The organism is Pseudonocardia hydrocarbonoxydans, from assembly GCF_006539565.1.
Taxonomy (GTDB): Bacteria; Actinomycetota; Actinomycetes; order Mycobacteriales; family Pseudonocardiaceae; genus Pseudonocardia; species Pseudonocardia hydrocarbonoxydans.
This window is the reverse complement of sequence record NZ_BJNG01000018.1, coordinates 38616-56722: the sequence shown is the minus strand read 5'-3', so window position 1 is coordinate 56722 and position 18107 is coordinate 38616. Positions and strand designations below refer to the sequence as shown.

Annotated in this window: 19 protein-coding genes; 8 read left to right on the top strand and 11 right to left on the bottom strand. The window is 75.4% G+C overall.

The window, feature by feature from the left end:
• The 5 genes from PHY01_RS12820 to PHY01_RS12800 all read right to left on the bottom strand — a co-directional run bounded on the left by PHY01_RS12820 (position 1) and on the right by PHY01_RS12800 (position 5760).
• A complete protein-coding gene (locus PHY01_RS12820) occupies positions 1 to 774 on the bottom strand; it encodes an MlaE family ABC transporter permease (RefSeq protein WP_141278836.1) in 774 nt (257 codons plus the stop codon).
• Between the two features lie 7 nt (positions 775 to 781).
• Positions 782 to 1888, bottom strand: coding sequence for an ABC transporter ATP-binding protein (locus tag PHY01_RS12815; RefSeq protein WP_281283627.1), 1107 nt, complete (start codon positions 1886 to 1888; stop codon positions 782 to 784).
• 321 nt (positions 1889 to 2209) lie between these two features.
• Positions 2210 to 3175, bottom strand: a complete 966-nt coding sequence (locus PHY01_RS12810) for a R2-like ligand-binding oxidase (RefSeq protein WP_141278835.1) — start codon at positions 3173 to 3175, stop codon at positions 2210 to 2212.
• 17 nt (positions 3176 to 3192) lie between these two features.
• Positions 3193 to 4299 (bottom strand): NDMA-dependent alcohol dehydrogenase, encoded by a 1107-nt coding sequence (locus PHY01_RS12805; RefSeq protein WP_141278834.1) that lies wholly within the window; start codon positions 4297 to 4299, stop codon positions 3193 to 3195.
• A gap of 204 nt (positions 4300 to 4503) precedes the next feature.
• On the bottom strand, positions 4504 to 5760 hold the full coding sequence (locus tag PHY01_RS12800; RefSeq protein WP_141278833.1) for a sensor histidine kinase: 1257 nt from the start codon (positions 5758 to 5760) through the stop codon (positions 4504 to 4506).
• 45 nt (positions 5761 to 5805) lie between these two features.
• On the opposite strand from PHY01_RS12800, the gene PHY01_RS12795 reads away from it, so the two are divergent.
• The 5 genes from PHY01_RS12795 to PHY01_RS12775 all read left to right on the top strand — a co-directional run bounded on the left by PHY01_RS12795 (position 5806) and on the right by PHY01_RS12775 (position 10351).
• On the top strand, positions 5806 to 6477 hold the full coding sequence (locus PHY01_RS12795; RefSeq protein WP_141278832.1) for a response regulator: 672 nt from the start codon (positions 5806 to 5808) through the stop codon (positions 6475 to 6477).
• 38 nt (positions 6478 to 6515) lie between these two features.
• Entirely contained in the window at positions 6516 to 6998 is a 483-nt protein-coding gene (locus PHY01_RS12790) for a sterol carrier protein (RefSeq protein WP_246085868.1), read from the top strand.
• 51 nt (positions 6999 to 7049) lie between these two features.
• A complete protein-coding gene (locus PHY01_RS12785) occupies positions 7050 to 7313 on the top strand; it encodes a hypothetical protein (protein ID WP_141278831.1) in 264 nt (87 codons plus the stop codon).
• 197 nt (positions 7314 to 7510) lie between these two features.
• Entirely contained in the window at positions 7511 to 8968 is a 1458-nt protein-coding gene (yczR, locus tag PHY01_RS12780) for a MocR-like transcription factor YczR (protein ID WP_246085867.1), read from the top strand.
• Positions 8969 to 9022: 54 nt separating this feature from the next.
• Entirely contained in the window at positions 9023 to 10351 is a 1329-nt protein-coding gene (locus PHY01_RS12775) for a hypothetical protein (RefSeq protein WP_141278830.1), read from the top strand.
• On the opposite strand, the gene PHY01_RS12770 is transcribed toward PHY01_RS12775, so the two are convergent.
• On the bottom strand, positions 10311 to 10766 hold the full coding sequence (locus PHY01_RS12770) for a hypothetical protein (RefSeq protein WP_174824112.1): 456 nt from the start codon (positions 10764 to 10766) through the stop codon (positions 10311 to 10313). The genes PHY01_RS12775 and PHY01_RS12770 overlap by 41 nt on opposite strands.
• Before the next feature lie 10 nt (positions 10767 to 10776).
• On the bottom strand, positions 10777 to 12021 hold the full coding sequence (locus tag PHY01_RS12765; RefSeq protein WP_141278829.1) for a molybdopterin-dependent oxidoreductase: 1245 nt from the start codon (positions 12019 to 12021) through the stop codon (positions 10777 to 10779).
• 129 nt (positions 12022 to 12150) lie between these two features.
• On the opposite strand from PHY01_RS12765, the gene PHY01_RS12760 reads away from it, so the two are divergent.
• Both PHY01_RS12760 and PHY01_RS12755 read left to right on the top strand, forming a co-directional pair.
• Complete coding sequence (locus PHY01_RS12760) at positions 12151 to 12837, top strand: response regulator transcription factor (RefSeq protein ID WP_141278828.1); 687 nt, start codon at positions 12151 to 12153, stop codon at positions 12835 to 12837.
• Positions 12834 to 13865 (top strand): sensor histidine kinase, encoded by a 1032-nt coding sequence (locus tag PHY01_RS12755; protein WP_141278827.1) that lies wholly within the window; start codon positions 12834 to 12836, stop codon positions 13863 to 13865. Before PHY01_RS12760 ends, PHY01_RS12755 begins: the two co-directional genes overlap by 4 nt.
• Here the strand turns inward: PHY01_RS12755 and PHY01_RS12750 are convergent.
• From PHY01_RS12750 to PHY01_RS12735, 4 genes are all read right to left on the bottom strand, one after another.
• On the bottom strand, positions 13852 to 14475 hold the full coding sequence (locus PHY01_RS12750; RefSeq protein WP_141278826.1) for a methyltransferase domain-containing protein: 624 nt from the start codon (positions 14473 to 14475) through the stop codon (positions 13852 to 13854). The two genes, PHY01_RS12755 and PHY01_RS12750, sit on opposite strands and share 14 nt — an antisense overlap.
• Positions 14469 to 15152: a TIGR04282 family arsenosugar biosynthesis glycosyltransferase gene (locus PHY01_RS12745; protein ID WP_174824111.1), complete on the bottom strand. Its 684-nt coding sequence runs from the start codon at positions 15150 to 15152 to the stop codon at positions 14469 to 14471. The genes PHY01_RS12750 and PHY01_RS12745 overlap by 7 nt, the downstream gene beginning before the upstream one ends.
• Positions 15153 to 15157: 5 nt before the next feature.
• Positions 15158 to 15811, bottom strand: a complete 654-nt coding sequence (locus PHY01_RS12740) for a glycosyltransferase family 2 protein (RefSeq protein ID WP_141278824.1) — start codon at positions 15809 to 15811, stop codon at positions 15158 to 15160.
• Between the two features lie 62 nt (positions 15812 to 15873).
• Positions 15874 to 16932 (bottom strand): NAD-dependent epimerase/dehydratase family protein, encoded by a 1059-nt coding sequence (locus tag PHY01_RS12735; protein WP_141278823.1) that lies wholly within the window; start codon positions 16930 to 16932, stop codon positions 15874 to 15876.
• A 53-nt stretch (positions 16933 to 16985) separates the two neighbouring features.
• Between PHY01_RS12735 and PHY01_RS12730 the strand changes: the two genes are divergently transcribed.
• Positions 16986 to 18074, top strand: a complete 1089-nt coding sequence (locus PHY01_RS12730; RefSeq protein ID WP_141278822.1) for a CaiB/BaiF CoA transferase family protein — start codon at positions 16986 to 16988, stop codon at positions 18072 to 18074.
• Positions 18075 to 18107 lie beyond the last annotated feature (33 nt).

Below are 18107 nucleotides of genomic sequence, written 5' to 3'. Positions count from 1 at the left end.
TCAGGAGCCCTTCGGCGGGACGAGGTCGAGGTAGAGCGTCGTCAGCACCAGGTTGAGGAAGAACACCAGCACGAAGGAGATGACGACGGCCTGGTTCACCGCGTCGCCCACGCCCTTGGGGCCGGGGGGCGGGTTGAGGCCCCGGTACGCCGCGACAACGCCGGCGGTGAAGCCGAACAGCAGCGCCTTGAGCTCGCTGACCAGAATGTCGCTGACCTGCGCGATCGAGGAGAACGCCGCGATGTAGGCGCCCGGGGTGCCGCCCTGGACGATGACGTTGAAGAAGTAGCCGCCCGCCACGCCGACGACGGTGGCGAGCCCGTTGAGCACGACGGCGGTGGTGGCCATGGCCAGCACCCGCGGGACGACCAGGCGCTGGATCGGCGAGATCCCGAGCACCTCCATCGCCGCGATCTCCTCGCGGATGGTGCGGGCCCCCAGGTCGGCACAGACCGCGCTCCCGCCGGCCCCGGCGATCAGCAGCGCGGTGACGATGGGCGCGGCCTGCTGGACGATCGCCAGGACGCTGCCCGCCCCGGTCTGGCTCTGCGCGCCGAACTGGCGGGTGAGCTCACCGAGCAGCAGCGCGATCGTCGCGCCGAAGGGGATCGTGAACAGCGCCGTCGGGAGCGCGGAGACCTTGGTGACGAACCAGGTCTGCTCGATGTACTCGCGCAGCTGGAACGGCGGCTTGAACGTGTTGACCACGACGTCGACGCCGAGGGAGAACAGGCGGCCGACGGGCGTCAGCGCGCGGGTGAGGGGAGCGGTCACGACGGCGCTACCCCTGCGGCCGGTGGCGGCCGGGGCCGGGCGGGGGTGACTGGAGCCCGGGGCGGTCGAACACGTCGGTGTCGGCGGCGCCGCCGGGGCCCCCGAGCAGCCCCCGGCGGGGCAGCGGCGCACCCGCGCCCGCCATCGCGGGCTCGGCCGCGTAGCTGCGGCGGATCGCCTCCTGCGCCGCGGGCGGCAGGGTGTGCAGCATCTGCTGCACCCGGTCGCGGCGGCGGCCGACGGCCTTGCGCTCCGGCATCCCCGCGCTGACCTCCAGCTGCGGCTTCATCTCCGGCAGCCCTGCCAGCTCGCCCGCCTCGGCCATCTCGCGCTGCGCCTGGGCGGTGTCCTTCTCCTCGCTCATCCCGATCGGGCCCTGACGGCGGCCGTTGAGGAACTGGGAGACGACCGGCTCCTCGCTGGTCAGCAGCACCTCCCGCGGCCCGAACATCGCCAGGTGCTTGCGGTAGAGCATGCCGATGTTGTCGGGCACGGTCTGCGCGGTGTTGATGTCGTGGGTGACGATCAGGAACGTGGCGTCGGTCTGCGCGTTCAGGTCGATGATCAGCTGGTTCAGGTACGCCGTGCGCACCGGGTCCAGGCCGGAGTCCGGCTCGTCGAACAGGATGATCTCGGGGTCGAGCACCAGCGCGCGGGCCAGGCCGGCCCGCTTGCGCATCCCGCCGGAGATCTCACCGGGCAGCTTCTTCTCGTCGCCGGTGAGCCCGACCAGGTGCATCTTCTCCGCGACGATGTCCTTGATCTGCGCCTCGGACTTCTTGGTATGCTCGCGCAGCGGGAAGGCGATGTTGTCGAACAGGTTCATCGACCCGAACAGCGCGCCGTCCTGGAACAGCACCCCGAACAGCTTGCGGATCTCGTAGAGCCGCGACTCCGAGCACTTCACCAGGTCGGTGTCGTTGATGACGATCGAGCCCTTCTCCGGCTTGAGCAGCCCGATCAGGGTCTTGAGGAACACCGACTTGCCCGTGCCCGAGGGGCCGAGCAACACCGACACCTCACCGGGCGGCAGCGTCAGCGAGACGTCCGACCAGATGTTCGCCCGGCCGAAGGACTTCGAGAGCCCCTCGACCTGCACCTCGACACCGGCCACGGCGCCGCCTCCTCGTTCGGGTTCCGGGCGAGTCGCGGCCGCGATGCGGGGAGCGGGCGGCCGACTGCCCACAACAGCCCAACGAGGAATCGTGAGGTGGGTTACTGACCAGTTGCGGAGGAAGTCGAAGTTGGACCGTTCGCGCGAGGGCCATCCCCCAGCAGGTGTAACCGACGGTACCCGCAGGTCACGGCGGGGTCACCATCGATCACTCAGCGTGCGCCGGGTCGGCACCGAACGTGCCCCGCGCACCTCGCGGCCGCGCGCGCACGTTCGAACGCGCGCGGCGCGGTGGGAGGTGCGCGGGGCGGTGGGGACGGCTCAGGCCGCCGCCAGCTCCGCCTGATCCTCGGCGTGGAACCTCTCCTCCAGCGCCTCCGGGGTGGCGTCCACGTCGATCACGTGCAGATCGGCACCGCGGGCCGACTCGATCGCGCCCAGCCGGCGGCCGATCTTGTCCATCGCGTACTCGGCCAGCTCGTTCAGCTCGATCGCGAACGGGGGGTCCTCGCCCTCGGCGAGCCGGTCGAACGGCTCGGCGACCACGCCCATGGCCGGGACCAGCAGCTCCTGCATGCGCTCGTCGACGGTGTCCCACAGGGTGTCGTCGGCGGCGACGTGGCGCCGGCAGGTGAACGTCCCCCACGCCATGTGGCGGCGCTCGTCGTCACCGATGTGCTTGATGAGCCGCTGCATGCCGGGCAGGATCCCCCGGCTCTTGCAGATCTTCGCCCAGATGTAGTAGCCGGTGAGCGCGAGCGTGCCCTCGACGATGTGGTTGTAGGTGACCGACGCGCGGATCTGGTTGCGCGGCGAGGGGTCCGCACCCAGGGCGTAGAGGCTGTCGGGCAGCTCGTGGGTGAAGATCTGCTGGTAGGAGCCGTTGTCGGCGATGTAGGGGTGCAGGTCCTCGGTGATCCCGACGGCGTCGAACCACCGCCGGAAGCCCTCGGTGTGCTTGGCCTCCTCGAACACGAACTGCGTCAGGTACATCTCGTCGGCCAGGCGGCCCTCCGCGGCCATCGCGGCGACGAACGGCTGCAGGTCCTGCGTCACCGACTCCTCCCCCGCCATGAACTGCGTGGCGAGCATCGTGGTCCACCAGCGCTCGCCGTCGGTCATCGCGGCGAAGTCGCGGGCGTCCTGGGAGAAGTCGATGTCGGCGGGGTTCCAGTGCTTGGCGTTGCCCTTGGCGAACAGCTTCATCGGGAACGAGTCGAAGTTCAGCCCGCCCTTGCCCAGGGTGGCGAAACCGGTGCGCTTGCCGTGCTCGATCGATCGCGTCATTGCGGTGGATCCCTTCGTCAGTACCGGATGAGCCCGCGGATGTTGCGGCCCTCGCGCATGTCGTCGTAGCCCTGGTTGATCTCCTCCAGGGAGTACTCGCGGGTGATCAGCTCGTCGAGCCGCAGCTGGCCGAGGTTGTACATCTCCAGCAGCCGGGGCACGTCGTGCTGGCCGTTGGAGCTGCCGAACAGGGCGCCGCGGATCTGCTTCTCGTAGAGGGTGAGGTCGAGCAGCGACAGCGTGGCGGTCTCCTCGTCGGGGTGGCCCAGCGCGGTGACGACCACGCGGCCCTTCTTGCCGACGAGCTGCAGCGCGGGCTGCAGGTAGGAGCCCTCGGCGACGCCCGTCGTCAGGATGGCGGCGTCGGCGAGCTGGCCGCGGGTCAGGCTCGACACGGTGTTCCAGGCCTCGTCCATGCTCGCCGCGACGTGCGTGGCGCCCAGCTCCAGCGCCTTCTCCCGCTTGAACTCCACCGGGTCGACGGCCACGACGTAGCGGCAGCCGGCGATCCGGGCGCCCTGCACGGCGTTGGCCCCGATCCCCCCGATCCCGATGACGACGGCCGTGTCGCCCGCGCGCAGCTCGGCGGTGCGCACGGCGGAGCCGAACCCGGTGGTGACCCCGCACCCGACGAGCGCGGCGAGGTGCAGCGGGAACCCCTCGTCGATCTTCACGACGGACTTGACCGGGACCACGGTGTGCCGTGCGAACGTGCCGAGAAGGCACATCTGGCCGACGTCCTCGCCCCGGGAGTGGAAGCGGTAGGTGCCGTCGAGCTGCGGGCCCAGGGTGGCGCCCGCCCCGTCGTCGCACAGGGCGGTGTAGCCGCGCACGCAGTACGAGCAGCGCCCGCAGCTCGGCAGGAAGGTCATGACGACCGGGTCGCCGACCGCCACGTCGGTGACGCCGGGCCCGACCTCCAGGATCCGCCCCGCGCCCTCGTGCCCGCCGACCATCGGGAACCCGACCGGCAGGTCACCGGTGACCAGGTGCTCGTCGGAGTGGCACAACCCGCTCGCGGCGAGCTCGACGAGCACCTCGCCCGCGTTCGGCGGGTCGAGCTCGACCTCCTCGACCTCCCACTTGCCGCCCTGCTCCCACAACACCGCCGCCTGCGTCCGCATGGGGGGAGCATGCACCGGCGACCGGCCGCACCACACCGGTCCGGAGGGTCCGCCCCTGGCCCCCACGTGCCAGTTCACCCGACCGGGTGGGCCGCGACCCGGACTCGGGGCCGGGATACGGGGGACTCGCGGGTCTCCCCCGCGAGTCCCCCGTTCTGCGGCCGCGAGTCCCCCGTTCCGCGGCCGCGAGTCCCGGGTCACGGGTCAGGGCGCGGGGAGGGGGAGGTCGAGGTGGGCCACCAGGCCGCCGCCGTCGCGCGGGACCAGGCTCAGCTCGCCGTCCATCGACGCCACCAGCGCCTCGACGATCCACAGCCCCAGCCCCGCCGTGCCGCGCCGCTCCCCCAGCGCCACGCCCTTCGCCGTCACCACGCCCTCCTGCCCCGGCGGCAGGCCGGGGCCGCGGTCGCGGATCTCGGCGACCAGCCGGCCGTCGGCGTGGCGCAGGTCCAGCTCGACGGGCGCGTCGCCGCTGTGCCGGGCCGCGTTCTCGACGAGGTTGGTCAGCACCCGGCGCAGCCGCTGGGGGTCGCAGCGCACCGCCGCCCCGTCCGGGACGACCGACGGGCGACGGCGCGCCGCGGCGACCCCCGCCGCGTCCAGCACGGCGTCGGCCAGCTCCGACAGCGGCACCACCCGGGCCCGCACCCGGCCGACCGGGCTCCCCTGGGCGACCGCGACGTCGGCGAGGCCGTCGAGCATGTCGCGCAGGTGCACGGCGTGCTCGGCGAGCAGCCGGGTGGCCGTCTCGCGCGACGCCCCGGACAGCCGGCCCGCGGCGAGATCGGTGCTCAGCGCCGTCAGCGAGGCGACGGGGGTGCGGAACTCGTGCAGCACGACCCGCACCCCGTCGAGACGGGCCTGCTGGGCGGCGAGCAGCCGGGCGCGCAGGTCGCGCTCCTCCAGGAACGCCTCGTGCTCGGCCCGGGCGAGCGCGGCCGCCTCCAGCTGCCGCTCCAGCGCCTGCACCAGCACCCCGACCAGCACCGAGGCCGCCACCAGGAAGCCGGTCCACCAGGCACCGGCGAGCCAGCGGTCGGCGAGCGGGACGTCGGCGTCGGACCCGAGCACCGCGCCGACCGTGAACCCGGCCCCCGCGACGACCGCGGCCAGCCGCCCGACCACCGCCCCGCCCCGCACCGACGCGGCGATCACCACCAGCGGCAGCAGCGCGACCATGATGCTCTCGGCGCCCCCGGTCAGCCCGCAGGCGACGACGACCAGCACGCCGTCGATCGCGGTGGCGACCCGCGGGGGGAGCAGCTGCCGTCCGCGGAAGTCGGCGACGGCGAGCACCACGGCGTAGCCGAACGCCGCCGCGACCAGCGCGGCGAGCGGCCCGACCGGGCCACGGGCGAGCTGCGGGCCCAGCACCAGCGCCAGCCCGACCGCCGCCACCGCCACGACCCGGATGACGACGGCCGACCGGTCCTCCCGGGCGTGCTCGAGGGTCGGTTCCACGCGGACAGCATGACCGGTCGCCCGGAGCCGCTACAGTCGCCGATCGTGCGCGACGGCCGCTACGTCGTGGTCATCGTCGACGACCACGCCCTCTTCGCCCAGGGGCTCGCCCTGCTCCTGGAGTCCCGCGCGGGCGACCGGTTCGTCGTGGCCGGGTCCACCACCCGGGGCGAGGACGCGGTGGCCCTGGTCGGGCGGGAGGCCGCCGACATCGCGATCGTCGACCTCGCACTGCCCCCGCTCGGCGGCGTCGAGACGATCCGGCGGGTCACCGCCGCCTACCCGCGGACCCACGTGCTGGCCCTGTCGGGCACCGACGACCTGGGACTGGCCACCGCCGCGCTGCAGGCCGGGGCGGCCGGGTTCCTGGGCAAGTCGGCCGACCCCGAGGTGCTGGTCGCGCCGTTGCTGGCGATCGTGGCCGGGGTGCGGGTGGTGCGTCCCGATCTCCTCGACGCCCTGCTCGCCGCGGGCGACCGCACCGGTGACGGCCTGCTGGAGCGGCTCGGCCCCCGCGAGGTGGCGCTGTGGCGGCTGCTCGCCCGGGGACTGGAGACCAGTGAGATCGCCCGGCCGATGCTGGTCAGCGAGCGCACCGCGAAGCGGATGATCGCCTCGCTGCTGCACCGGCTCGGCGCGGCGAACCGCGTGGAGGCGGCCGCACTGGCCGGGCGCTACGGCCTGCTCGACGACACCGACGACCCCGCCCCGCGCTGATCCGCCGCTGGCCCGCACGGGCCGCACATGGCCCGTTCGTGGTCCTGCGCCCGGCCGCCCGGGTGCGCCAGACTGCCCCGACCAGCACCGACATCAGCAAAGGGGCCGACGTGGCGGCGTTCAGCAGCGAGCAAGAGGTCTACGAGTTCCTGGGCGGGGTGTTCCGGCGCGGGATGGACGACGCCGACCTCGTGGCGAAGCTCGAACCCACCGGCATCGTCCTGCGCATCACCTACACCGATCCCGACGCGGTGATCACCGTCGACATGCCGGGCAAGGAGATCCACGAGGGCGCGGGCGCGGGGCCGGACCCGAACGTCGAGCTGTTCATGACCGCCGACACCGGCAACCGGTTCTGGCTGGGCAAGGTCGTCCTGCCGGTGGCACTGGCCAAGGGCACGGTGCGGGCGAAGGGCCCGGTCGCGAAGCTGCTCAAGGTGCTGCCGCTGGCCAAGCAGATGTTCGGGCCCTACCGGGAGCACCTGGCCTCGGCCGGACGCCAGGACCTGCTCGACGCCTGATCGGGTGACCCGCCGGGCCGCGCCGCCCCGGCGGCCCGATACTCCCGGCCCATGGACCAGGTGTGGCTGGACGTGCGGATGTGGACCGGCCTGCAGGGCAACTTCCACCCGTTCACCGACGTCGTGTGCGACGCGCCCGATCCGCTGCCCGACCTGGTCGACGGCTGGCAGGAGTGGGCGGCGGGGTACCTGGGTGCCATCGCCTCGCACGAGGGGTGGCAGCCGGGCCGCTACCACTACAGCGCGGAACAGCGTGACGACGGCGGGCACACGCTCGCCGTCTTCGCCCGCGGCACCTGGGACTGGAGCACGTGACGCAGGCGCGTGAGGTCACCCCGCACCGTCGCGCGGCGCCGCGGGGCCTCGCCGGGCCGTGACCACCGGCTGTCGGCGCCGTAGCGGGGGGCCGCGAGGGCGATGAGGACGAGCACCGCGTACACCCAGATCTCCATGCGTCCACCCTCACCCTGATTGGCCTTGGCATCGAGGGCCAATTCCGGGAAGGTGGACCCGTGGAGGCCCTGGACCGCCGGATCGGTGCGCGCAGCTTCGCCCGGCTACTCGGTGACTGGCGCCCGCCCGACGGCCGCGGCCTGGCCGGCGCGCTCGCCGACCGCGTCCGCCTCCTCGTCCTCGACGGGCGCCTGCCGCTGCAGACCCGCGTGCCCGCCGAGCGCGAGCTGGCGGGCGCGCTGGGCGTCAGCCGCACGACGGTCGCGGCCGCCTACGACGCGCTGCGCGACGCCGCCGTGCTGCACAGCAGGCGCGGCTCGGGCAGCTGGACCCGCCTGCCCGCCGACCGGGCCGGGACGGTCGCCCCGTCCCCGTTCTCCCCGCACGGCGACCGCGCGCTGTTCGACCTCGCGCACGCCGCGCTGCCGGCCCCGTCCGAGGAGCTGCGGGCGGCCGCCGCCGGCGCGCTGCACGACCTCGACGGGCTGCTCGGCGGCCACGGCTACGACCTGCTCGGCCTGCCGGAACTGCGCGCCGCGGTCGCCCGCCGCTACACCGAGCGCGGCCTGCCCACGAACCCCGACCAGGTGCTGGTGACGGCCGGGGCGCAGCAGGCGATCGCCCTGGCACTCGCCGGGTTCACCGGGCCGGGCGACCGCGTCCTCGTCGAGCAGCCCACCTACCCCAACGCGCTGGAGGCCATCACCGCCCGCGGCGCACGGCCGGTCGGGCTGCCGCTGTCGGACGGCTGGGACCTGGACCTCGTGGCCGCGGCGCTGCGGGACGCCGCCCCGCGCCTGGCCTACGTGATCCCGGACTTCCAGAACCCGACCGGTGCCGTCCTCGACCCCGGGGGCCGGGCCCGGCTGGTGGAGCTCGCCCGGCGCACCGGCACCCCGCTCGTGCTCGACGAGACGCTGTCGGAGCTGTGGCTCGACGGTCCCGTCCCGCCGCCCGCGGCGTCGTTCGGGGCGGCCGAGGCGGCGGGGGTACTGACCCTCGGGTCCGCGAGCAAGGTGTTCTGGGGCGGGCTTCGGGTGGGCTGGATCCGCGGGACCGCGCCGACCGTGCGCCGCCTGGCCGCCCTGCGCGCGGCCGTCGACCTCGGCAGCCCCGCGCTCGAACAGCTGCTCACCGCCCGGTTGGTGCACGACCTGCCCGCGGTGACGGCCGGGCGGCGTGCCGCGCTGGTCACCGCACGCGACGGCCTGCGGGCCGCGCTCGCCACGCGGTTCCCGGCCTGGCGGCCCTCGGCACCCACGGGCGGGCTGAGCTTCTGGATCGACCTGGGCGATCCGGTGTCCAGCCGGCTGACGGTGGCCGCCCGGCGCCACGACGTGCTGCTCGCCGCGGGCCCGCGGTTCGGCATCGACGGCGCGTTCGAGCGGTACCTCCGCCTGCCCTGGACGCTGCGCCCGGATCGTGTCGACGAGGCGCTGGACCGGCTCGCGACGGCCTGGAACACCCTCGATCACCTCGACGCGGGCGTCCGGCCCGACCCGGTGGCCGTCGCCTGAGAGCGTCACCGGACGGTAAGGCCCGGCCCGGGTGATCATCCCTACCGTGGGCCGGTGGCTCCCCCCTCGCTCCGCACCCGTTCCGGCACCACCGCCGACCTGCTCGCCGTGGCGGCCGGGGTGGCACTCGTCGGCGCCGCGGCGCTCGTCGGCCGAGCCCTGCTGGCGGACGGGGTCGACCTCTTCCTCGGCTGGCCTCCCCTGCTGGCGGTCTGGCTGCCGCACGTCGGGCCCGGCACGCCGGTCGCGGTCGCCGTCGCGGTGCTCGTCGTGGCCCGCGGCCCCGAGCTCGCGGAACGGGCGGGGTGGCGCCCGCTGCTGGCAGCCGGGTACGCCGCGTCCGCCGTGTGGACCCTCGGGCTCGCGCTCGTCGACGGCTGGACGCGTGGCGTGGTCGAGCGCCTCTCCAGCGACCAGGAGTACCTGCACGACGTGCCGCGGGTGACCGACATCGGCGCCGTGCTGCGCACCTTCGACCAGTTCATCCTCACCGACCAGCCGGTCCACTGGACGACGCACGTCGGCGCCCACCCGCCCGGGGTGTTCCTGTTCTACGTCGTGCTCGACCGGCTCGGCCTGGGCGACGGCGGCGCGGCCGGGGTCGTGACCGTGCTGATCGGGGCCTCGGCCGGGATCGCCGTCGCGGTGGCCGTGCGCGCCCTGTCCGGGGAGGACCTGGCCCGCCGGGTGCTGCCGTTCGCCGTGCTGTTCCCCGGCGCGGTCTGGGTCGGGGTGTCCGCGGACGGCATGTTCGCCGCGGTGCTCGCCTGGGGCGTCGCGCTGCTGGCCGTCGGCGCCACGGGGCACGGCGGGCGGGCCGACGGCGCCGCGCTCGCGGGCGGGGTGCTGCTGGGCTGGGCGCTGTACCAGTCCTACGGGCTCGTGCTCGGCGGGCTCGTGGCGCTCGCGGTCGTGGCCGCCACCCGGCGGTGGCGCGCGGTCGGGTTCGCGGCGCTGGGCGTCGGGCTGGTGGTGCTGGCGTTCACCCTGGCCGGGTTCTGGTGGTTCACCGGGCTGGAGCGCACCCGGGTGATCTACGCCGCCAGCGTCGCGGCCACCCGGCCCTACGCCTACTTCGTGTGGGCCAACCTCGCGGCCGTCGCGTTCGCCGTCGGGCCTGCCGTCCTGGCCGGGATCCGGCGGGCCGCCGCGTCGCCGCGGGCGCTGCCGCTGGGGGCGCTGCTACTGGCCGCCGGCGGGCTCGCCGCCCTGCTGGCGGCGGACCTGTCCGGCCTGTCGAAGGCCGAGGTGGAACGGATCTGGCTGCCGTTCGGCGTGTGGCTGGTGATCCCGTGTGCGCTGCTCCCCCGGGTCCGGCCGTGGCTGGCGGCGCAGGCGGCGTTCACGCTGGCCGTGAACCACCTGCTGTTGACGGTCTGGTGAGTGACGGTCTGGTGAGACCGGCGAGCACCCGCAGGCCGTAGACCGCGGCGGAGACCGCGAACAGCGTCGCGACCAGCAGCAGCCAGCGGCCCAGGAACGGGGACTGGTCCAGCCCGGTCGCCCCGATCACCGCGCCCTCGCCCTGGCGGACGATCCCGGGCAGGAACAGCAGCAGCGTCAGCCCGGCCCCGAGCGCGGGGGCGCGGACGTGGTTGACCACCGGCACGCGGGTGCGTGGTGCGAGCGCCACGAGCGCACGGTCGGCGCCGGCGTAGAGCGGCAGCAGCAGCGCGTCGTGCACGACGACGCCGGCGAGGAACCACACCGCCATCCGCACCCACGACGGGTCACCGGCGACGATCGTGGCCGCGTAGCCGGCCAGGGCGACGCAGCCGAGCAGGACCACAGGGCGCACGAACCGCACGTCAGACGCTCCGGAACTCGACGGACCGCACCCACTTGGTGCAGCGGACACCCGGTATCGCCGGGACGATCAGCCGGGCGGGGAACCCGTGGTCGGGCGAGAGGTCCGCCCCGTTGACGCGCAGCGCGAGCAACGAGTCCGGGTGCAGCACCTGCCCCTCGTGCAGCTCCGCCTGCGCGAACGGCCCGGTCTCCAGCGACCGCACCACCGCCGACGTCGGCTCGGGCACCCCGGCCAGCGCGGCCAGGTCACGCAGCCGCACGCCCGTCCACGTCTGCTGGGTCGACCACCCCTCGACGCAGGAGATCGGCAGGTCCGCGGTGTGCAGGTCCATGGCGAGCAGGGCGGCCCGGTCGAGGCGGATGCCGCCCACGTCCAGCCGCCAGGCCGCGCCGGTGGCCGCCGCCGCGATCCCTGTCGAGACGAACGTGCGGTTCACCGGGAAGTCGTTGGGGCCGCCGTCGCCCGCCGCGGTGGTGCGCCCCCGGGGCAGCAGGACGGCGGTGCCGCGCAGCGGGCCGTCGAGCACCTGGCCCACCGACAGCAACCCGACCAGCGCCGCTCCCCCACCGACGAGGGTGAGCGCGCCGCGGCGGCTGATCGTGGGCGGCAGCGGGTCGTCGGCGACCAGGTCGTGGTCGGGCGGGTCCTCCCGGCGGCGCAGGCCGGCCACCATGTGCGGCAGCTTGAGCACGACGTGCGCGACGAACGCCCCGATGAACACCCACGCCCCCACGTAGTGCGCGGCGTAGAAGCTGAACCCGAACACGTAGTCGTACTGGATGTTCAGCACGCCGGTGACGATCTCGAAGAGCAGGCTGCCGACGAGCAGCAGCACGGTGCCGCGCTCCAGGGCGTCGGTGAGCGAGCGTGCGGGCGGCCAGGCCACCAGCTTCGGCACCACCGACCACAGCTTCGCGAGCACCACCGGCACCAGCACCAGCCCGAGCAGGACGTGGGTGCCCTGGTTGACGCGGTAGAGCCAGGCCGGGGAGGTGGGCCAGTCGAACGCCGGCGGGCGCAGGAAGCCGACGTCGCCGGGGATGGGCGCCGACCCGTACGCGACGTAGGACAGCAGCCCGGTGACGATCACGACCGGCATCCCGACCAGCAGCACCAGGCCCAGCCAGGCGGTGAACCGCGGCCCGCGCACGGAGCTGCGGAAGCGCGGCAGGGGTGGGCGACGGCGTTCCACGGCCCGCCACAGCGTGGCGGGGAACCCGTACTCGGGCTCGTTCGGCGACATGATCACGACCCTAGGAACGGGGGCGGCCCGGCGTCCCCGATCCGGCCGATCGGTCATCGTTCCGTGAGGCCGCCTTACCGAACGGTGACGACGGCCGTCGGGGGGCGGGGCCGCGCCTACCCTGACCTCGTGAACGCCCATGTGCTGGTCGTCGAGGACGACGCCACCGTCCGCGACGTCGTCGCCCGCTACCTCGGCGACGCCGGGCACCGCGTCGAGCTCGCCGGCGACGGCCCGTCCGGGCTGGAGGCGGCCGTGCGCGGGGAGCCCGACGTGGTGGTGCTCGACCTGATGCTGCCCGGCCTGTCCGGCCTGGAGGTCTGTCGGGCACTGCGGGCGCGGCGCACGAACGCCGCGATCGTCATGCTCACCGCGCTCGGCGAGGAGGACGACCGGGTGCTGGGTCTGGAGCTGGGCGCCGACGACTACGTCACCAAGCCGTTCAGCCCCCGCGAGCTGGTCCTGCGGGTCGGCTCCGTGCTGCGCCGGACCGCCCCCGTCGACGGACCCGACGCCCCGCTGGTGGACGGCGACCTGCGCGTCGAACCGGCGGCCCGGCGCGCATTCCTCGGCGCCGTCGAGCTGGCCCTGACCACCCGCGAGTTCGACCTGCTGGCCTTCCTCCTCGCCCGGCCCGGCCGCGCGTTCACCCGGGCCGAGCTGCTCGCGCAGGTGTGGGGCTGGGACTTCGGCGACCACTCCACGGTCACCGTCCACGTGCGGCGGCTGCGGGAGAAGATCGAGGCCGATCCGACGCAGCCGCGCCGGATCGCGACGATCTGGGGCACCGGGTACCGCTACGACGGTGCCGCGTGATCGCGGAGCTGACCCGTGCGGCGCCGCTGGCGCTGCTGTTCGCGCTGCCCGTCGCCGCGCTCGGCGGCCTCGTGCTGCACCGGCTGCGCCGCCGCTCGATGACCGCGGCGATGACGGCGCTGGGCGTCGTGCCGCTGGCCGCCGCCCTCGCCGGGGTGGTCGCGGTCAGCGGGTTCATGTACACCCCGCAGCTCGTGGGGACCGTCGCGGTGGTCGGCGTCGTCGCCGTGGTGACGGTGCCCGCCGCGATGCTGCTGGGCCGCGGCTTCGCCCGCGACGCCCTGTGGGCCCGGGAGATGCGGGAGTCGGAGCGGCGCGCGGAGGAGGCGCGGCGCTCGCTGGTCAGCGGGATGAGCCACGACCTGCGCTCCCCGCTGGCCGGGATCCGCGGCATGACCGACGCGCTGGCCGACGGCGTGGTGCGCGAGCCGGCCGAGGTCGCCGAGTACCTGGCCCGGATCCGGCGGGAGACCGTGCGGATGGCGGCGATGGTGGAGGACCTGTTCCAGCTCTCCCGGGCCACCTCCCCCACCCTGCGCCTGGACGTCGCGCCGGTGGCGCTCGGCGAGGTGGTCTCCGACGCCGTCGCCGCCGAGACGGCCTCCGGGCGCGCCGACGTGGACGTCGTCGCGGAGGACCCCGAGGACTGGCCCACGGTGCTGGGCAGCGACACCGAGCTGACCCGGGTGGTGCGCAACCTGCTGTCCAACGCGCTGCGCCACACCCGGCCCGGCGGGGAGGTGCGGCTGACCGCAGGCGTCCGCGACGGGGCGGCGTGGCTGCACGTGCAGGACGGCTGCGGTGGCATCGACGGGGCCGATCTCGAGCGGGTCTTCGACGTCGGCTACCGCGGCACCCCCGCCCGTACCCCCGGCCCCGACTCGGGGGCCGGCCTGGGGCTGGCGATCGCCAGGGCCCTGGCCGAGGCGCACGGCGGCGCGCTGGACGTGGCCAACCACGGGCCCGGCTGCCGGTTCACCCTGACGTTGCCCCCGGCCGCCCGGACCGCGGGCGTCAGCTCCGCCTGAGCTCGACGAAGCTGCGCGGACCGGCGAGCCCGCCGGTCCGCACCAGCCCGGCCCGTGGTGCGAGCCGGGTCAGCGCGTCCGCCCCGGCGCACGCCCACGGCACCGCGGCGCCGTCGGCGTCCGCGGTGCACACCTGCACGCTGCCCCGCCACCACATCCCGGGGTCGGGGTCGGTCTCCACCAGCACGGTGCCGCCGGACGCCAGCAGCGCCGCGGCCCGCCGGAGCAGCCGCAACGGGTCGCCCCCGATGCCGATGTTGCCGTCGGCGAGCAGGACGTGGTCCCAGCAGCCCTCGGCGGGCTGCGGCGCGAACACGTCGCGGCGCACCATCGGTGCCCGGCGACGACGGCACAGCGCCTCGGCGGCCGCCGAGGCGTCCACGCCCAGCGCCGGCAGGCGGCGACCCAGCAGGGCCTCCACGAGCCGGCCCGGGCCGCAGCCCAGGTCGATCACGGCGCCGGAACACCGGTCGAGCAGCCACCCGTCGCCCTCGGAGGCGGGGTCGTGCCAGCGGGCGACGGCCAGCTCGACCTCGACGCCGTCGCTGCGTCGCAGCCGGGCGGTCGACCCGGACAGTGCCGCGTCGAACCCGGGGACGACGGTCAGCACCGCACGACCGTGTTCAGGGACGGCAGCGCGGCCACGGCCGCCGCGAGGCGGGAGTGCGGCGCCGCGGCGGCCACGGCGACGGCGTCGGCCGCGGTGTCGACGTCGCGCAGCTCGGCGAGCAGCTCCACGCGCAGCCCGCCGGCGCGCAGCGCGTGGAGGGTGCGCTCGCCGGTGTCGGCGCGCGAGGTCGGCACCCCGGCGACGAGCGCGGCGTGCCGGGGGTCGCGCAGGCCCAGCGCCCACCACCCGCCGTCGGACGCCGGGCCGAGGACGGCGTCCGGCCCGCCCTCCCGGTGCAGCCGCGCGGCCGCAGCGGCAAGCAGCGGGCCGTCGAGCTGGGGGGTGTCCATGCCCACCTGCAGGGACGGCAGGCCCGGCGCCCGCGCGGCCGCGTCGGCGTGCGCCGCGGCGATGCGCTCACCCAGCCCGTCGCCGCGCTGGGCGACGACGACGGTCCCGCGCAGCGCGGCCGCCAGCTCGCCGGACCGGGCCGCCGGGCCCAGGTCGCCGGTGAGCGCGACGAGCACCGTCGCGCCGGGGACGGCACGCGCGGCGTCGAGGGTGTCGAGCAGCGCGGCGGCGGCCAGGTCCGCGGCCTGTCCCGGGGTCACCGGCGGGCACAGGCGGGTCTTGACGCGGCCGGGCTCGGGGGCCTTGGCGAGCACGACGAGGGTCACGCCGCTCACCGGAGCCGCCCGGCCATGTCCCGCGCGGCCCGCACGGTGCCGCGCACCGAACCGGACACCTTCGACCGCCCGCCCGCGCGGGCCCGGTACGCCACCGGGGACTCGGCGATCCGCCACCCCGCCGCTCCCGCCCGCAGCAGCAGCTCCAGCGGGTAGCCGAACGCGCGGTCGGCCACCGCGAGGTCGAGCAGCGCCTGCCGACGGGCCACCCGGATCGGCGCGATGTCGTGGACCGGGACGCCCCGACGGCGCAGCAGGGCGGCGATCACCAGGTTGCCGGCGCGGGCGTGCCAGGGCCACACCCCGGCCGACACCGGCACCCGCCGTCCCACGGCGAGGTCGGCGCGGCCGTCGGCGACCGTCGCGGCCATCGCGGGCAGGACGTCCGCGTCGAGCGACCCGTCGCCGTCGAGGACGGCCACCAGCTCGGTCCGCGCCGCCACCAGCCCGGCGTGGACCGCCGCCCCGTAACCGCGGCGGGGCTCGACGACGACGGTGGCGCCCAGCGACCGGGCGACGTCCGCGGTGCCGTCGGTGGAGCCGTTGTCGACGACCAGGACGGGCCAGCCGGCGGGCAGGGCGGCGAGCACCGACGGCAGGGCCTGCGCCTCGTCCAGGCAGGGCAGCACGATCTGGGGGGAGCCGTTCACGTCCTGATCTTCGGCCGCCGGGCGGCGTTCTGTCGGCCGTTCGGCCTTACGAGAGCGTGACGTCAGGTGCGGGAGGGGGCACGCAGCGGGTCCGTGGCGAAGGCGCGCACCCCGTCGGCGAAGGACGTGGCGGCGCGGAAGCCGATCAGCTCCCGGGCCCGTGCCGGGTCGGCCACCACGTGCCGGACGTCGCCGGGCCGGGCCCCGCCGACCACCACGGGCTGCGGACCGCCCGTCACGGCCGCGAGCTCGCCGGCCAGGTCACCGATCGTGTGCGGCTCCCCGGAGCAGACGTTGAGCGCCGTCAGCCCGGGCGCGGGCGGCGGGACCGCCAGCGCCAGCGCGTTCGCCGCCGCCACGTCGGTGACGTGGACGAAGTCGCGGCGCTGCCGGCCGTCCTCCAGCACCCGCGGGGCCTCGCCGCGCTCCAGCGCGGACCGGAAGATCGACGCCACCCCGGCGTAGGGGGTGTCGCGGGGCATCCGCGGGCCGTAGACGTTGTGGTAGCGCAGCGACCACACCGTGCCGCCGGTCTGCCGCGCCCACGCCGACGCCAGGAACTCCTGGGCGGCCTTCGTCGCGGCGTAGGTGCTGCGCGGGTCGAGCGGGGCGTCCTCACCGACCAGGCCGGGCACCAGATCGCGCCCGCAGGCGGGGCACGCCGGCTCGTACCGGCCGGCGTCGAGGTCGGCGACCGAGCGGGCGCCGGGGGCGACGCGACCGTGCTCCGGGCAGTCGTAGCGGCCCTCGCCGTAGACCACCATCGACCCGGCCAGCACCAGGCGCGCGACGCCTGCCGCGTGCATCCCGGCCAGCAGCACCGCGGTGCCGAGGTCGTTGTGGGCGGCGTAGTCGGGGGCGTCGGACGGGTCGACACCGTGGCCGACCATCGCCGCCTGGTGGCACACCGCGTCGATGCCGGGCAGCAGGCGGGCGAGCAGGTCGGCGTCGCGGACGTCGCCGACGACGAGCTCGTGGTCACCGGTCCACGGCGGCGGGCCGTCGCCGTGCGCCTGGGGCAGCAGGGCGTCCAGCAGCAGCACGTCGTGACCGTCGGCGACGAGCCGGTCCGCGATGTGGGAGCCGACGAACCCGGCCCCGCCGGTGATCAGGATGCGCACCGCGCGGACGTTACGCTCGCGGCGACGACACGGTGTCGACGAGGAGGCAGTACGTGGCTGGACCGCTGGCAGGATGCAAGGTCGTGGAGCTGGCCGGGATCGGACCGGGCCCGCACGCCGCGATGATCCTCGCCGACCTGGGCGCCCAGGTCGTCCGCGTCGACCGGCCGGGCGGGCTGCAGCTCGGCGACGCGAGCGCGCCCGACCCCACGCTGCGCGGGCGCCGCCGGGTGGCGGCCGACCTCAAGTCGCCCGAGGGCGTCGAGACGGTCCTGCGACTCGTCGAGAAGGCCGACGTGCTGATCGAGGGCTACCGGCCCGGCGTCACCGAGCGGCTCGGCGTCGGTCCGGAGCAGTGCCACGCGCGCAACCCGAAGCTGGTCTACGCCCGGATGACCGGCTGGGGCCAGGACGGCCCGATGGCCCCGCGCGCCGGGCACGACATCAACTACATCTCGCTGACCGGCGCACTGCACGCGATCGGCCGGGCCGGGGAGCGGCCGGTGCCGCCGCTGAACCTGGTCGGCGACTTCGGCGGTGGCTCGATGCTGCTGGTCGTCGGCGTGCTGTCGGCGCTGTGGGAGGCCGGCCGCTCCGGGCAGGGGCAGGTCGTCGACGCGGCGATGGTCGACGGTGCGTCGCTGCTGAGCCAGATGTTCTGGGGCTTCCTGGCCCAGAAGTTCTGGATCGACGAGCCGGACTCGAACCTGCTCGACGGCCACGCGCCCTTCTACGACACCTACACCTGCGCCGACGGTAGGCACGTGGCCGTCGGCTCGCTGGAGCCGCAGTTCTACGCGGCGCTGCTCGCCGGCCTGGGCATCGACCCCGCCGAGCTGCCCGCGCAGTTCGACCGCGAGCGGTGGCCGGAGCTGCGCGCCCGGTTCACCGAGGCGTTCGCGAGCCGCACCCGCGACGAGTGGGCCGCGGTGTTCGAGAGCACCGACGCCTGCGTCACCCCGGTGCTGGCGTTCGGCGAGGTCGCCGCGCACCCGCACATCGCCGCGCGCTCGACGATCGTCGAGTCCGACGGGGTGCCGCAGGCCGCGCCCGCCCCCCGCTTCTCCCGCACGCCCTCCACCGTCCCCGGCACGGCGGGCGAGGCCGAGTCCGTCGACGCGGTGCTCGCCGACTGGTCCTGACCGCCGCCGGCCGCCCGGAACGGGGGGCGCGAC